At 73.2% G+C, this 14,081-nt stretch carries 14 protein-coding genes; 9 read left to right on the forward strand and 5 right to left on the reverse strand.

Annotated features, from left to right (window positions below):
• Positions 1 to 84: 84 nt before the first annotated feature.
• The 3 genes from GA0070620_RS06280 (at position 85) to GA0070620_RS06290 (ending at position 3,223) form a co-directional block, all read left to right on the forward strand.
• Positions 85 to 1,377, forward strand: a complete 1,293-nt coding sequence (locus tag GA0070620_RS06280) for a vanadium-dependent haloperoxidase (protein ID WP_231922253.1) — start codon at positions 85 to 87, stop codon at positions 1,375 to 1,377.
• Positions 1,378 to 1,523: 146 nt separating this feature from the next.
• Positions 1,524 to 2,360, forward strand: a complete 837-nt coding sequence (locus tag GA0070620_RS06285; RefSeq protein ID WP_157741549.1) for a helix-turn-helix domain-containing protein — start codon at positions 1,524 to 1,526, stop codon at positions 2,358 to 2,360.
• Positions 2,361 to 2,404: 44 nt separating this feature from the next.
• Positions 2,405 to 3,223: an SAM-dependent methyltransferase gene (locus GA0070620_RS06290; protein WP_091588985.1), complete on the forward strand. Its 819-nt coding sequence runs from the start codon at positions 2,405 to 2,407 to the stop codon at positions 3,221 to 3,223.
• 101 nt (positions 3,224 to 3,324) lie between these two features.
• On the opposite strand, the gene GA0070620_RS06295 is transcribed toward GA0070620_RS06290, so the two are convergent.
• Positions 3,325 to 3,528, reverse strand: coding sequence for a DUF397 domain-containing protein (locus tag GA0070620_RS06295; RefSeq protein ID WP_231922254.1), 204 nt, complete (start codon positions 3,526 to 3,528; stop codon positions 3,325 to 3,327).
• Between the two features lie 349 nt (positions 3,529 to 3,877).
• Here GA0070620_RS06295 and GA0070620_RS06300 point away from each other — a divergent pair, with 349 nt between their 5' ends.
• The gene (locus tag GA0070620_RS06300) at positions 3,878 to 4,204 is read left to right on the forward strand and encodes a hypothetical protein (protein ID WP_157741550.1); all 327 of its coding nucleotides are present in this window, start codon (positions 3,878 to 3,880) and stop codon (positions 4,202 to 4,204) included.
• Between the two features lie 30 nt (positions 4,205 to 4,234).
• Here GA0070620_RS06300 and GA0070620_RS06305 read toward each other — a convergent pair whose 3' ends face one another.
• Positions 4,235 to 5,455: an MFS transporter gene (locus tag GA0070620_RS06305; protein ID WP_091588987.1), complete on the reverse strand. Its 1,221-nt coding sequence runs from the start codon at positions 5,453 to 5,455 to the stop codon at positions 4,235 to 4,237.
• A gap of 73 nt (positions 5,456 to 5,528) precedes the next feature.
• Here GA0070620_RS06305 and GA0070620_RS06310 point away from each other — a divergent pair, with 73 nt between their 5' ends.
• Positions 5,529 to 6,287, forward strand: a complete 759-nt coding sequence (locus GA0070620_RS06310) for a DeoR/GlpR family DNA-binding transcription regulator (protein ID WP_091598166.1) — start codon at positions 5,529 to 5,531, stop codon at positions 6,285 to 6,287.
• 15 nt (positions 6,288 to 6,302) lie between these two features.
• On the opposite strand, the gene GA0070620_RS32600 is transcribed toward GA0070620_RS06310, so the two are convergent.
• Together GA0070620_RS32600 and GA0070620_RS06315 are read right to left on the reverse strand one after the other, a co-directional pair.
• The gene (locus GA0070620_RS32600) at positions 6,303 to 6,524 is read right to left on the reverse strand and encodes a hypothetical protein (RefSeq protein ID WP_157741551.1); all 222 of its coding nucleotides are present in this window, start codon (positions 6,522 to 6,524) and stop codon (positions 6,303 to 6,305) included.
• Between the two features lie 113 nt (positions 6,525 to 6,637).
• Entirely contained in the window at positions 6,638 to 7,378 is a 741-nt protein-coding gene (locus GA0070620_RS06315; protein WP_091588988.1) for an SDR family oxidoreductase, read from the reverse strand.
• Positions 7,379 to 7,504: 126 nt separating this feature from the next.
• Between GA0070620_RS06315 and GA0070620_RS06320 the strand changes: the two genes are divergently transcribed.
• The 3 genes from GA0070620_RS06320 (at position 7,505) to GA0070620_RS06330 (ending at position 11,670) form a co-directional block, all read left to right on the forward strand.
• Positions 7,505 to 8,002 carry an RrF2 family transcriptional regulator gene (locus GA0070620_RS06320; protein WP_091588989.1) on the forward strand — a complete coding sequence of 166 codons (498 nt, stop codon included), beginning with the start codon at positions 7,505 to 7,507 and terminating at the stop codon, positions 8,000 to 8,002.
• A 168-nt stretch (positions 8,003 to 8,170) separates the two neighbouring features.
• On the forward strand, positions 8,171 to 9,439 hold the full coding sequence (locus tag GA0070620_RS06325; RefSeq protein ID WP_091588990.1) for an Nramp family divalent metal transporter: 1,269 nt from the start codon (positions 8,171 to 8,173) through the stop codon (positions 9,437 to 9,439).
• Positions 9,436 to 11,670 carry a hypothetical protein gene (locus GA0070620_RS06330; RefSeq protein ID WP_091588991.1) on the forward strand — a complete coding sequence of 745 codons (2,235 nt, stop codon included), beginning with the start codon at positions 9,436 to 9,438 and terminating at the stop codon, positions 11,668 to 11,670. The genes GA0070620_RS06325 and GA0070620_RS06330 overlap by 4 nt, the downstream gene beginning before the upstream one ends.
• Here the strand turns inward: GA0070620_RS06330 and GA0070620_RS06335 are convergent.
• On the reverse strand, positions 11,663 to 13,330 hold the full coding sequence (locus tag GA0070620_RS06335) for a serine/threonine-protein kinase (RefSeq protein ID WP_091588992.1): 1,668 nt from the start codon (positions 13,328 to 13,330) through the stop codon (positions 11,663 to 11,665). The genes GA0070620_RS06330 and GA0070620_RS06335 overlap by 8 nt on opposite strands.
• A 248-nt stretch (positions 13,331 to 13,578) precedes the next feature.
• On the opposite strand from GA0070620_RS06335, the gene GA0070620_RS06340 reads away from it, so the two are divergent.
• On the forward strand, positions 13,579 to 13,965 hold the full coding sequence (locus GA0070620_RS06340) for an FKBP-type peptidyl-prolyl cis-trans isomerase (protein WP_091588993.1): 387 nt from the start codon (positions 13,579 to 13,581) through the stop codon (positions 13,963 to 13,965).
• Positions 13,966 to 14,081: the final 116 nt, after the last annotated feature.

The following is a 14,081-nucleotide window of genomic DNA, read 5'->3' on the forward strand; positions in this document are numbered from 1 at the left end:
CGACGCCTGTCGATCCCTCGTCGCGCGTTCCGCGCCGCCACGGTGTCGATCCGCCGAGGGCTCACGCCGCGATCGGGGGACGCCGTGACAGGACAACCGCGCAGCCGCCGCCGGATCTGGTCCCGGGCTCTCTCCGCCCCGGTCACCCTGGTCGCCCTCGTCGCCACCGCGACGGCGATCCCCGGGTCCGCGGCGGTCGCCGCCACCGGCGCCGCCAACCCGGTGTTGACCTGGGACCGCAACGCCCAGACCGCGATCTGGGACGTCGCCGCCCAGCAACCGAACGAGCAGGTCCGCAGCTTCGCCATGGTCAACGGGGCCGTCTACGACGCGGTGAACGCGATCGCCGGGGCGCCCTACGAGCCCTACCTCGTCGCACCCACGGCGCGGGGCACCGAGTCGGTGGACGCGGCCGTCGCGACCGCCGCCCACGGCGTGCTCGCCGCGCTCTTCCCCGCCCAGCGGGAACGGCTCCGGACCCAGTACGACGAGGCGCTCGCCGCCGTGCCGGACGGGCGCGCGAAGCAGGGGGGTGTCCGCGTCGGCGCACACGCCGCCGCGGCGATGGTCGCCGCGCGGCAGGACGACGGCGCGTTCGGCGACCAGCAGTGGCGCAGCGGGACCGCGCCCGGCCAGTGGCGGCCGACGCCACCGCTGTTCCTGTCGCAGGGCGCCTGGACGGGCCACATGCGCCCGTTCCTCCTCCCCCACGCGTCGCTGTTCCGCGCGCCGGGGCCGCCGGCCCTCACCAGCCGGACCTACACGGACGACTTCCACGAGGTCAAGGAGCTCGGCTCGGCGACGAGCGGCACCCGCACCCCGGACCAGACCGAGGCGGCGCTCTGGTGGCACGACCGTCGCTCCGCCAACTGGGAGATCAAGCGGCAGCTCGCCACCACCCAACACCTGGACACCCTGCGCACCGCCCGGTTCTTCGCGATGACCGACCTCGTCGTCGCCGACTCGGGTGTGGCCTGCTTCCGCGAGAAGGACGTCTGGAGTTACTGGCGGCCGGTCACCGCCATCGCGCAGGCCGACGCCGACGGCAACCCGGCGACCACCGCGGACCCGACCTGGACGCCCTTGCTCGTCACGCCACCCTTCCCCGAATACCCGTCCGGTCACGCCTGCGGCACCGGCGCCCGCATGTCGCTCTACCGCCACTTCTTCGGCCGCGACGACGTCAGCTTCAGCGGGTCCAGCGCCGACTCCGGCACGACCCGGCGGTTCGACAGCTTCTCCCAGGCGCTCACCGAGCTCATCGGCGCCCGGGTGTGGGGCGGCGTGCACTTCCGCACCGCCGATGTCGACGGGGCGCGCCTCGGCGAGGCCGTCTCCCGGTACGCGGTCCGGCACCACTTCCGGCCCCGGCGGTAGCGGGCGCGCCGCCGGCTCAGGGCGGGTGGATCGCGAGGTCGGGTGGGAGCATCGGAGCGTCGCGCTACGGGGTGTACACGAGAGATCTCATCGACGGTATGGTGTCCGACGTCTCAAGTGGACGGCGTATCGGGTGGGGGTGGCGTATGCCGATCACGGGCCAGCGCGTGGTGCGCCGGACCCTCGGTCGACGGCTGACGCGGCTGCGGGTGGCGAACGGCAAGACCCGGCGCGAGGTGGCCGAGGCACGACTGGGCATCTCCGAACCGACGCTGCACCGGATCGAGACCGGCAAGGTCCCGGTGACGCCGGCGAACGTACGGGCGCTGTGCTGGCTCTACGGCGTCGACCAGAGCGTCACGGACGGTTTGGCCGAGCTGGCGCTGGGCACGTCGCAGGAGGAGTGGTGGGACACCAACCCGGTGCTTCCCGACTGGTTCAAGCTCTACGTCGGGCTGGAGGCCAGCGCCTCGCAGATCCAGACGTACTACGGGGAGATCATCCCGGGCGAGCTGCAGATCGAGCCGTACGCGCTGGGGGTGTTCGCGGCCGAGCGGGCGGCCGACGACGAGACCGCGCGGCGACACGTGAAGTTGCGGATGCAGCGGCAGAAGGCGCTGTTCACGCGTCGGCCGGCACCGCGGCTGGTCTTCATTCTCGGCGAGAACGCCCTGGTGCGGCCGGTCGGTGGCAAGGCCGCGCTCGACGCGCAGTTGGAGCACCTGCACGACATCGTCGACAGCGGCGCCGCCGAGATCAGGGTGCTGCCGTTCTCGGTCGGCGCGCACGCGGCGATGGCCGGCGCCTTCCGCATCCTGGACTTCGACGACCCGGACGACCCGGACACGGTCTACCTCGAATCGCACGTCGGCGCGGTCTACCTGGAGGAACCGCACGAGGTCGACGAGTACCGACGGATCTTCCAGTTGACCTACGACGTGTCCGTTCCCCTGGACGACCACCCCTGGACGGCCGGCTCCTGAACGCCGGCCCGGTGCGCCCGCACGACCCACACGGAAGGAACTACATGGCTGGTACGACCAACGGCGGCGGCGAAGCGAAGCCGGCGACCGCGGCCAGGATCTACGACTACTACCTCGGCGGCACCTACAACTTCCCGGCCGACCGGGAGGCCGCCGAGAAGATGATGCAGGTCCTTCCGCTGGGCCCGAAGCTGGCGCAGACAAACCGGGCGTTCCTCCGCCGCGCCGTCCGTCACCTGGCCGAGTCCGGGGTGCGGCAGTTCCTGGACATCGGCTCGGGCATCCCGACCGAGGGCAACGTCCACGAGATCGTCCAGCAGGTCGCTCCCGACGCCCGGGTGGTCTACGTGGACCTCGACCCGGTGGCGGTGGCCGAGAGCCTGGAGCTGCTCGACGGCAACGCGCACGCCGACGCGATCCGCGGCGACCTCCGCGACCCGCAGTCGATCCTGTCGCACCCGCAGGTCCGCGCCCTGATCGACTTCGACCGGCCGGTCGCCCTGATCCTCGCCGCGGTCCTGCACTTCGTGCCCGACGACGAGGTGGCGTACGACGCGGTCGGCACGCTGCGCGCGGCGCTGGCGCCCGGGAGCTACCTCGTGATGTCGCACGCCACGGCGGACGAGGGCGAGCGTCCGCAGGACGACCTCGACGTCGCGCACGAGATCTACCGGCAGCGGACCGCGACGCCGCTCGGGCTGCGGAGCCGGTCTCGGCTGGAGCGGTTCTTCGCCGGCCTCGACCTGGTCGAGCCGGGTCTGGTGTGGCTGCCGCAGTGGCGGCCCACCCCGGACGACCCGCAGTACTTCACGGCCGACCCGAAGCAGAGTTCCGGCCTGGCCGCGGTCGGCCGCGTGCCGTAGGTCGGCGGCCCGTCCGCACGAGGGAGCCCGCCGGCGTCGTACGTCGGCGGGCTCCACGTCTTCCACCGCCGCACCGGGCCGGGTGCGGCGACGAGCGGGTCCTACTGGAGCAGCTGGTCGAACTCTCCCCGCTTGGCGCCGTAGAGGAACGAGTCCCACTCCTCGGCGGTGAACCGCACCACGCCTGCCGCGGGGCTCTTGCTGTTGCGCACCTCGATCAGGTCCTCGTGTCGGCGGGCCTCGACGCAACTGCCCCCGTTGCCCGTCGACCTGCTGGACATGATCCACCCCTTGTTGTCAGGCACCACTTGCTCCTCTGTGGACGGCGTACGCGGGCCGATCTCCGATCGAATTTCGCCCCACACAGCCACGAACGACTCAGTCACCATGCGTAACTGACAGTCGGGAGGGCAGACAGTGAGAGTGGTCGTTCTTCGCAGTTCAGAGGCCACAGTCCACTCCCTACGGTCCGGACGCGTCCTCCCGCGCGCCGGTTACGCCCACGTAGGGTAACCGAGAATCCCCCCAATGCACGATGTCGCCGCGACATCTTGTCGTCGTGAAATCTTGCACGGGCCCGATCGCGCTGCCATGCTCGTCCATGCCCAGCTTCAACAGATGGGGAGACCCGACCCATCGGAATGGAGGGTGACGATGTCCGCGCCGTCAAGCCCGAGCCACGCCACCCCGACCGGCGCCACACCACCCGACGTCCTGTGCGAGGGAGCCCGTGTGTGGGTCCGCCGCGACGGCTCGTGGCGACCCGGCATCGTCCTGTGTTCGAACGCGTCGGCGGCGACCGTTCGATACCGACCGGCGGAGACCATCGGCACCGGGGTGGACACGGTCGTCCCCCGCAGCCTCCGCCCCCGGCACGACGACGACCCCTACCTCGACAAGGCGACGGTGGCCGATCCGGACCGACCCGCGCCGGCTCTCGCCACCCGCACCGCCGTCCGGCCCCGCGAGTTCTCCCGCTGACGATCCGCCGCACCCTCCGGCTGAGACCCGTCAACCGGCGCTGGCGAGCTCGTCGACGGCCCGCGGTGGCGCGGTACGCGATCGACGCGCGGAACCCGCCAGCGGAGCGGCGAACGCGGCGATCACACAGAACACCAGCGGAAGCAGGAAGGTCAGGTTGATCGGCATGACGTGGGTGAGCCCGCCGATGGCCGCGGGGCCCGCGAGCATGCCGAGGTAGCCGAGGCTGGCGACGCGCGACACGTTGGTGCCGGCGGCCGCCGGGTCACTATGCCCGGCGGCGCTGAACAACTGCGGAACGGCGCCGGCCAGACCGGCGCCGAACAGCGCCCAGCCGCCCAGGACCACGGGCACGGACGGCGACCAGACGACCAGCGCCAGGGCGAGCACGGCCAGGACGGACCCCCAGCGCAGCACGGCGACCGGGCCGACGCGGCCGGCGACCCGGTCGATGAGGAGCCGGCCGACGGTCATGGCGGTGGCGAAGGCGCCGTACGCGAACGCGGCGGTGGCCGGGGCGGCGTCGAGGGTCTCGCGCAGAGCCAGCACGCTCCAGTCCGCGGCGACACCCTCGCTCAGCATGAGCATCAACGCGAGCGCGGCCAGCAGCCAGATGCGCGAGGGCGTGGAGCGCCAGCTCGGGCTGGTCGGCTCGGCGCCGGTCGCGTTCGCGCCGGTCGGGTTCGCCCGCGTCGGGGCGGCCAGCAGGCCGGCGCGGAAGACGGCGACCGCGGCCACGGAGACGGCCGCGACCACCGCCAGAGTGGTCGTCGGGCTCCAGCCCCAGCTGAGGGTCCGGGCGCCGACCACGGCGGCGGCAACCCCGCCGACGGAGAACCAGGCGTGGAACGCGGACATGATCGGCCGCTGGTAACCGGCTTCGACCTGGACGGCGTGGGCGTTCATGCTCACGTCCAGGCAGCCGTTGCCGATGCCGAACACGAACAGGGCCGCCCCGAGGGACCAGCCGCTGGTGGACAGACCGGGCAGGACCACGGCGGCGCTCAGGAGCAGGGCGCTCAGCGGCACGACGCGGCGGGCGCCGAGGCGGTCGGTGAGCGGCCCGGCGAGTTGCATGCCGGCGAAGGCACCGGCGCCGAGCAGGAGCAGCAGCCAGCCCAGCGTGGCATGGGTGATGCCGGCGCGGTGCTCGATGGTCGGGATGTGCACCACCCAGGCACCCAGGACGAAGCCGTTGATCGTGAAGTACCCGAACGTGGAGATCCGCGCGGCACGCAGCGCTTTGAACATGGCTGCAAACGTAGCAAACAAGTTTTGCGTTCGTAAGGTTGGCAGATGCGCGAGCATGCTGTTCAATGGGGTGGTGACGAGCAACGACCGGCATCGGCGGATCCTGTCGGCGGTCCAGCGCGCCGGCCAGGTCAGCGTCGCGGATCTGGCGGAGCTGACCGGCACCTCGGAGATGACGGTGCGCCGCGACCTGGAGCACCTCGCCGGGCAGGGCGCGCTGGAGCGTTACCGGGGCGGCGCCCGCAGCCTCACCCTGCGCGGCACGGAACCACCGTTCGCCGTGCGCGCCCAGGAGAGCAGCGACGCGAAGCAGCGCATCGCCGCCGCGGTCGCCGACATGATCGTCGACGGCGAGGCGGTCGTCCTCGACAGCGGCACCACGTGCCTCGAGGTCGCCCGCCTGCTGGCGCCGCGCCGGCTGACCGTCATGCCGCTGTCGCTGCACGCGGCCAACGCGCTGACCGGCGCCCCGCACCTGCGCCTGCTTCTTCCCGGGGGCGAACCCAGGCCGGGCGAGCTGGCGCTCACCGGGCCGCTCGCGGAGGCGTCCCTGGCGGCGCTGCGCTTCGACACCGCCGTCATCGGCTGCTGCGGACTGAACGCCGAGGCCGGGTTGACGGCGTACGACCTGGCCGACGCAGCGATCAAGCGCGCGATCATCGCCTCGGCCCACCGAGTCATCGCGGTCACCGAACCCGCCAAGTTCGCCCGCACCGCGCTCGCCCACGTGGCACCGGCGTCCGCGCTCAGCCTCGTGGTCACCACGGACGATGCCGGCGACGAGGACGTCGAGCGCCTCACCGCCGCGGGCACCACCGTCCACACCGTCTGAGGCGGGGACCGGGGCTCAGTCGCGGGCCCGGTCCGGATCGGCGGCGCCCCGACGGCCACGCAGCGCTGACCACAACTGCGCCCCGGTCAGCGCCAGCACTCCCAGGACGACCGGCACCACCAGCCAGGCACGCCAGCCGCCCTCGTTGATCACGTCGGGTGCCCGTACGGCGGTGCAGAGCAGCACCACCCCCACGACCGAGGCCCGCTGCCATGACCCGCCGCCCGATCCCGCCATCGCCCACCCCGCCCGTCCGCCTCCCGAACAGACGAGGATAGGAGTCGTCCGCACACGCCGCTCCTCCCCCGCCGTTCGTTTGGCACGGGAGGAGCGGATGGCGACCGGTGCGGTCAGTGGGCGGACTGGAGCCAGTCCTGGTAGCGGGTGGGCGCCAGGTGCGCGTCGGGGCCCCCGATGAGCACGTCGCCGGTGACGAGCGCGAACATGCCGGCGCTGTCGTCGGTGACCACCGGGCGGCCGTCGTGCTGCGTGGCCAGGGTGATCCGGCCCAGCTCGTCGAGGGCGTAGGCGTCCGGACCGGCGACGTTGCGAATGCCGTTCAGCGGCGCGCCGGTGGCGACGTCGACGACCGCGGCGACGACGTCCGCGGCGGCCATCGGCCGCACCGGGGTGGCCGGCAGACGAACCGTGCTGTCGTCGGAGGTCCAGGAGATGATCGCGTCGACGAACTCGAAGAACTGCGTGGCACGCACGATCGAGTACGGCGTCGGCCCCTGCCGGAGCAACTCCTCCTGGAGCGTCTTCGCCCGGTAGTAGTCGAGCTGCGGCACCTGGTCGACGCCGACGATCGAGAGGACCACCTGGTGCCCGACGCCGGCCCGCTCCCCCGCGGCCAGCAGGTTGGTCATGGTGGTGCGGAAGAAGTCCAGCGACGCCTCGTCGAACGTCGGCGAGTTCGCCACGTTGACGACGACGTCCGCGCCCGCCAGCGCCTGGTCCAGACCCGCTCCGGAGATCAGGTCGACGCCGGTCGACGGCGCCGCGGGCACCGCCTCGTGCCCGGCCTCGGTCAGCTTCCGGACCACCTGGGACCCGATCAGTCCCGTACCGCCGATGACTGTGACCTTCATGGCTTCACCTTTCCACGCCGTGTCGGACGGCACGGCGACTTCGTCGAGGGCGTCGCCCCAAACTCGGACAACTTCTGTCCGGGACAATAGTCGGATAGTCTCTGTCCGAGTCAAGAGGGGGGTCGTGTGAAGCTGTCCGGTGGAGTCGAGTGGGCGTTGCACTGCTGCGTGGTGCTGACCACGGCGACGGAGCCCGTACCGGCCGCCCGGCTCGCGGAACTGCACGACGTCTCCGGCAGCTACCTCGCGAAGCAGTTGCAGGCGCTCTCCCGCGCCGGTCTCGTGACCTCCGTCCAGGGCAAGTCGGGCGGCTACGTCCTCACCCGGACCCCCGACCGGATCACCGTGCTCGACGTCGTCGTCGCCGTCGACGGCGCCCAGCCCACCTTCGTGTGCACCGAGATCCGGCAGCGCGGCCCCCTGGCCAGCCCCGCGGAGGCGTGCACGCGGCCGTGCCCCGTCGCCCGGGCGATGGCCGGAGCCGACGCCGCCTGGCGCGCCGCCCTCCGGGAGATCACCATCGCCGACCTCGCCCACGACGTCGACGAGGACTACGGCCCCACCGCGCTGGCCGGCATCCGCGCCTGGCTCGGCGGACCGGACGACGAGGCCACGACCGCCTGAGCCGGGGACCGCACGGCCAGAACGCGGCGCGGCCCCGACCGCGGCCGACCGACCGCCGGCGGAGACCCGCAGGCCGTGGCCCGCGCGGGCCACGGCCTGGCACCTGAGGGTCATCCGGCCCGGGAAGGAGAACGACACGTTCTCCACGCCGTTCCCGGGAGGTGTTGGGTGGTCACCAACGATCTGGCCGCACCCACTGCGTCACCACTACAGATCGCCCGCGCCCGCGGCCGGGTACGGGGCCGGCTGATCCTGCTCGGACCCGCGTTCGTGGCCGCCGTCGCGTACGTCGACCCGGGCAACTTCGCCACCAACTCGACCGCCGGCGCCCGCTACGGATACCTGCTCGTCTGGGTCGTCGTCGTGGCGAACCTCATGGCGATGCTGGTGCAGACGCTCACCGCCAAGCTCGGCCTGGCCACCGGCCGCAGCCTCCCGGAACTCTGCCGGGAACGACTTCCCCGCCCGCTCAACCGGGTGATGTGGGTGCAGGCGGAATTCGTCGCGATGGCCACCGACCTCGCCGAGGTGATCGGTGGCGCGGTCGCGCTGTACCTGCTGTTCGGCATCCCCCTGCTGCCCGGCGGGATCATCATCGGCGTCGCCGCGTTCGCCGTGCTCGCGCTGCGCTCACGCGGTTTCCGGACCTTCGAGATCGCCATCGCGGTGCTGCTCGGGGTCATCGTCCTCGCCTTCGCCGCCAACCTGCTCGCCGCCGACTCGGATCCCGGCTCCGCGATGAGCGGCCTGGTGCCCCGGCTCCAGGGCACCGACAGCGTCCTGCTGGCCGCCGGCATCCTCGGCGCCACGGTCATGCCCCACGTGATCTACGTGCACTCCGCGCTCAGCCGCGACCGCATCCCGGCGGCCGACGACGCCGAACGCCGCACCCTGTTCCGGGGGCAGCGCGCGGACGTGCTGATCGCGCTGGCCGCCGCCGGCACGGTGAACCTCGCGATGCTGCTCATCGCCGCGGCCACCTTCCACGGCACCGCCATCCCCGGCACCGACAGCCTGGAGGGCGTGCACGCCGGGCTCGGCCAGACCGTGGGCACCGCCGCGGCGTTCGGCTTCGCGGTCGCCCTCCTGGTCTCCGGGCTCGCGTCCACCAGCGTCGGCACGTACGCCGGCGAGATCATCATGCAGGGCTTCCTCCGGCGGCGGATCTCCCTGCTGCTGCGCCGGCTGATCACCCTCGTTCCCGCCCTGGCCATTCTCGCGATCGGCCTGGACCCGACCCGCGCACTGGTGCTCTCCCAGGTCGTCCTCAGCTTCGGCATCCCGTTCGCGCTCATCCCGGTGGTGGCGTTCACCCGCCGTCGGGACCTGATGGGCAACCTCGTCAACCACCCGCTGACCACCGCCGCCGCGGTTCTCGTCGCCGGTCTCGTCATCGTGCTGAACACCTTCCTGCTCTGGCAGATGATCGGTGGATGACCGCCCAGCCGTCCCCTGACGTGGTGGAGCTGCGGGTACACGGGGCGTCCATCGGAGGCATCCCCGACGTCCTGGACCTGCCGCCCGTCGACCAGGTCGCGGGCGACCGCAGCGGCGGGTTCTACCGCCGCCGCGACCGGCGGGGCGACCGGGACGCGGACGGACGGGTGACGCTGGAGGCGTACCGCTGGGGCGACCTGCCCTCCGGCACGGTGACCCGGACCCTGTCGCTGGTGTTCCTCCTACCGTTCATGCTGGTCAACGTCGCGATCTGGATGCGTCCCGCGAATCCCGGCTCCGCCGCGAGCGTGCGGTCCCTGTGCCGGCTGCTCGCGCTCACCCTCACCGCGCTGTACGTGCTCGCCGTCGCCGGGGTCGCGCTGGACCTGGTTGCCTGGAGCTGCCCGACGTCGCCGCGCTGCCTGGCCGGACGCAGCTGGTTGTCCTGGCTGCAAGGGCGGCCGGTCGGGCTCCGGCTGGGGGTGCTCGCGCTGATCCCCGCGGCGGCCACCGCGGGGATCTGGTGGGCCAGCACCCGCCCCGGCCGGGTGTTCGAGGCGTTCCGGCCCCCGGAGGCGGAGGTCTCCGACAGCCGGCTCGCCGCGGTCGGCCAGTGGGACGCCGAGCCGCTCGTGGGCCGGCTGCGCTCTCTCCACGTCGCGGTGGCGTTCGCCACCCTCGACGTCACCCTGTTGGCGGCCCGGCTCTCCGCCGGGCTCTCGACCGCCACGGTGGCGCTGCTCGTCGTCACCGGTACGCTCCTGACCGCCTGCGCGGTGCTGCTCTGCACACCCCCGCTCATCGACCGTGCCGCCACCGACCGGCGGCTCGACCGGCTCCCCCGTGCGCTGCGGACGACCGCCGTCGTCCTGACCGTCGTGGTGACCGGCCACGTCGTCGCCAGCCCGTCGAGCTGGCCCGAGGCGGGCGGGCTGCCCGGCTACGACGCTATCCTCACCGGGCTGTTCGTCACGCAGACGGCCCTGCTGGCCGGGCTGGGAGTCGAGCTGCTGCGGTGCCGGGACCGGCGGCCGGGCGGGACGCCGTTCCTCGGGCTGGGCACACTCGCAACGGCGGCCGCGGCGATCACGGTGGCGGGGGCGTTCTCCTCGGAGCTGGTCTACCGAGTGGCGGACTTCCTCGACCGCAACCTGCCCACCGGGGAGGGCATCGCCACCGGGCCATCGCGGGCGTACACCTGGACGATCTTCGGCTTCTTCCGGACGCTGCTGATCACGTTGGTCGTGGCCGCTCTGGTCGTCCTGGTCTCCCGCCGCGCCCGGTACCGGGCGGCGGCGGCGATCGTCGGACGCGACCACCCGGACGCGCCGCCCGGGGCGGAGCCACGGTTGCGCCAGGTACGCCGGGCCGTGGCGCGCGCCCGGTTCACCGAGAAGCTGATCCCGTTGGGCGCGGTCTTCGCCTTCCTCGCCGGCGGCGCCACGGCGACGACCACCCTCGGCATGCTCGACCTCATGCCCGGCGACGTCGTGGAACAGTTCGCGCGGGTGCCGGCCGGCGTCATCACGTTCGCCATCGCCGCCGGCAGTTGGGTGATCGCGGGGATCATCGTCGGCCTGCTCCTCGGCGGCATCTTCGCCCACCGCACGTTGGAGTTCCGCCGGCACGTCGGCATCCTGTGGGACCTGGGCACGTTCTGGCCCCGGGCCGCCCACCCGTTCGCGCCGCCCTGCTACGCGGAACGGGCCGTGCCGGAGCTGACCCGACGCGTCACGTACCTGGTCGGGGCCGGCAACGCGGTGCTGCTCACCGGGCACAGCCACGGGTCGGTCCTCGCCGCCGCCACGGTGCTCCAGCTGCCACCCCACGTCGGCAGGCGGGTCGCCCTGCTCACCCACGGGTCACCGCTGCGCCGGCTCTACGCGCGGCTCTTCCCCGCGTACGTCGACGACGAGGTGCTGCGCGACATCGGTGACCGGGTCGGTTGGCGGTGGGTGAACCTGTGGCGCGACACCGACCCGTTCGGCGGCGCGGTGTTCACCGGTCACCCGCCGGCGCCGGTCGACACCGGCCGCCCCGAGCTGTCGGTGGACCGTCGCCTGCGCGATCCCGTCGACGTGGTGGCCCCGCCGGGCGACAGCGTCCCTCCGCCGATCCAGGGGCACCGACCGTGCGAGTCCGACCCACGGTTCGTCGCGGCCGCGGAGGAGCTGATCGCGCGCCTGGTCGGGTCGCAAGGGACGAGACCACCGGCGCCGCCGGTCAGTTGACGCGGGCGGTGACCGTGATGCTCCTCGACTTCTGCGGACCGCCGCCACTGGTCGTGACGGTGTAACGGTGCGAGGCCCGCTCCCCCGGGCTCCGGTCACCGCACGGGAAGCTGAGCGTCTCGGTGCCGGTCACCCCGTACTCGCCGTACCGACCGGCGCCGTCGACGGACAGGACGGAACCGGTCGCGCCGCCGGCGACCTTCCACTCGATGACCGCCGGGTTTCCCGGGAACGGGTTGGGCACCCCTGCCCCGCTGGGGCAGGTGGGCTGCTTGACGACCCGCAGGTACTCGACGTACGGCTGGGGGCCGCGGGGGCTGGTGGCGGGTCCGCCGCGCGGCGGCGACGGCGGTTTGCGCGTGGGACCGGCCTGCGGCGGCGCCGCCGGCGCGGAGCCGGGGGGCGCCTCAGCGGTCGTCGACGGCGCGTCCGAGGTCGCCGCGGGCGTCGGGGTGTCGCCGGTGGCCGGCGCCGCGCCGGTGCCGACGGTGTCGGTGGGCGTCGCGACCGGTCGGCCGTCGGCGACCTGCCGGGTGGCGGGTCCCTCGTCGGAGAACTGCCGGTAGCCGACGTAACCGCCTCCGCCGCAGAGCAGCAGTACGGCGAGGCCGGCGAGCACCGGCGCGAGGCGGCCCTTCCTCGCCCCGGCCGGCTCCGCGGTCCGGGTGGGTGGCGGCGTCGGTTGGCTCTGCGGCAGGTCCACCGTAGCGCTGTCGTCCTCCGCCACCAGCGGCGCGCCGAAACCGTTGGCAGCCGCCGACAGGCCTGGCGACAGCCCGGTCGGGGCCAGGTCGACGACGCTCGTTCCGACGACCATCGGCGTCTCGGCCACGCCGGCCGTCCGCTGGAGTCTCCGCAGCTCCTGGCCGAACGCCTCGGCCGTGGCGTACCGCTGGGCGGGGGTCTTCGCCAGCCCGCGGGCAATGACCTCGGTGAGGCCGTCCGGGTCGCCGGGCCGGGCCACCGGTGGGGCGGCGTCGCGCACCACCCGGCCGAAGTACGACGCCAGCCCTTCGTCGCGGCCGCGCTGGAACGGCGGCCGGCCGGTGAGGATCTGGTACGCGGTGCTGGCCAGCGAGTACACGTCGGAGGACACGGAGGGCGCTCCCCCGTCGAGGACCTCGGGGGCGGCGTGGTGCGGGGTGAGGGCGGCGACCGTGAAGGACCGTTGCGCGCCGCTGGTCAGGGCGGCGATGCCGAAATCGGCCAGCGCCGGCTCGCCGTAGTCGGTGAAGAGCACGTTCTCGGGTTTGAGGTCGCGGTGCAGGATGCCCGCCCGGTGCGCGGTGGCGAGGGCGCCGCACAGCTTGACCAGGATGGACAGTGCCCGGGCCGCGTCGAGCGTGTCGCGGCGCAGCCAGTCGGCGAGGCTGCCCTGCTCGCAGTACTCCATGACCAGATAGGGCTCACCGGCCGCCGTCACGCCCGAGTCGTAGACCGTCACGATGTTGGGGTGGTTGGCCATTCGCCCGGCCGCCACGCACTCGCTGAGGAACTGGTCGCGGGCCTGCGGGTGGGACAGGTCGACGTGCAGGACCTTGATCGCGACGTCCCGCCCGAGGCGGTCCTGGCGGGCGCGGTAGACGGTGCTGAAGCCGCCCCGGCCGACAAGCCGCGGGTCGGAGTATCCCTCGATGATCGGCCCATTCCCAGCGACCACGTAGCCCTCCCCATCGCGCGCTCACGGGATCGTCTCCGGCCACTGAGGACGGTGATCGGCGGTGCGTGGCCGGTTGGTACCAGACAGTAGTGGCGGGCCGGCCGGGGAACCACCGCCGAGTGGCCGGATCCCAGCAGCCGGACGACGCGACGGGCGGATTTCCCGGGCCTGCCGCGTATCGGCGGATCACGATCCGGCAGTATCGGTGCTGACCGGACACATCACCCAGCACGGCAGGAGATTCCTGGATGAACCAGGCAGCAGGCGCGGGCAAGCCGGAGGTCGGCCCCATCGAGGGCGAGCCGCCCGCCGACCTCGTGATCGAGGACCTCACCGTCGGCGAGGGCCCGGAGGCCCAGCCGGGGCAGCTCGCCACGGTGCACTACGTGGGCGTCGGGCACTCCACGGGCCGGGAGTTCGACTCCTCCTGGAACCGGAACGAGCCCTTCGAGTTCCCGCTGGGCGGCGGGCAGGTCATCTCCGGCTGGGACCGGGGAGTCGTCGGCATGCGCGTCGGCGGCCGGCGCCGGCTGGTCATCCCGCCGCACCTCGGCTACGGCGACCGGGGCGCGGGCGGCGTCATCCGGCCGGGCGAGACCCTGATCTTCGTGGTGGACCTGCTCGGAGTGCGCTGATCCGCCACGGGGGCCGCCGACCGGTGGCCGGCGGCCCCCGTGCGGTCGTTGTCCGTGCGGTGTTGTCCGTGCGGTGCGGCCCCGTGCCCGACAGCCCGTGCCGCGCCGGCGGCGCG

The sequence above is a fragment of the Micromonospora krabiensis genome (assembly GCF_900091425.1).
GTDB classification, from domain to species: Bacteria; Actinomycetota; Actinomycetes; order Mycobacteriales; family Micromonosporaceae; genus Micromonospora; species Micromonospora krabiensis.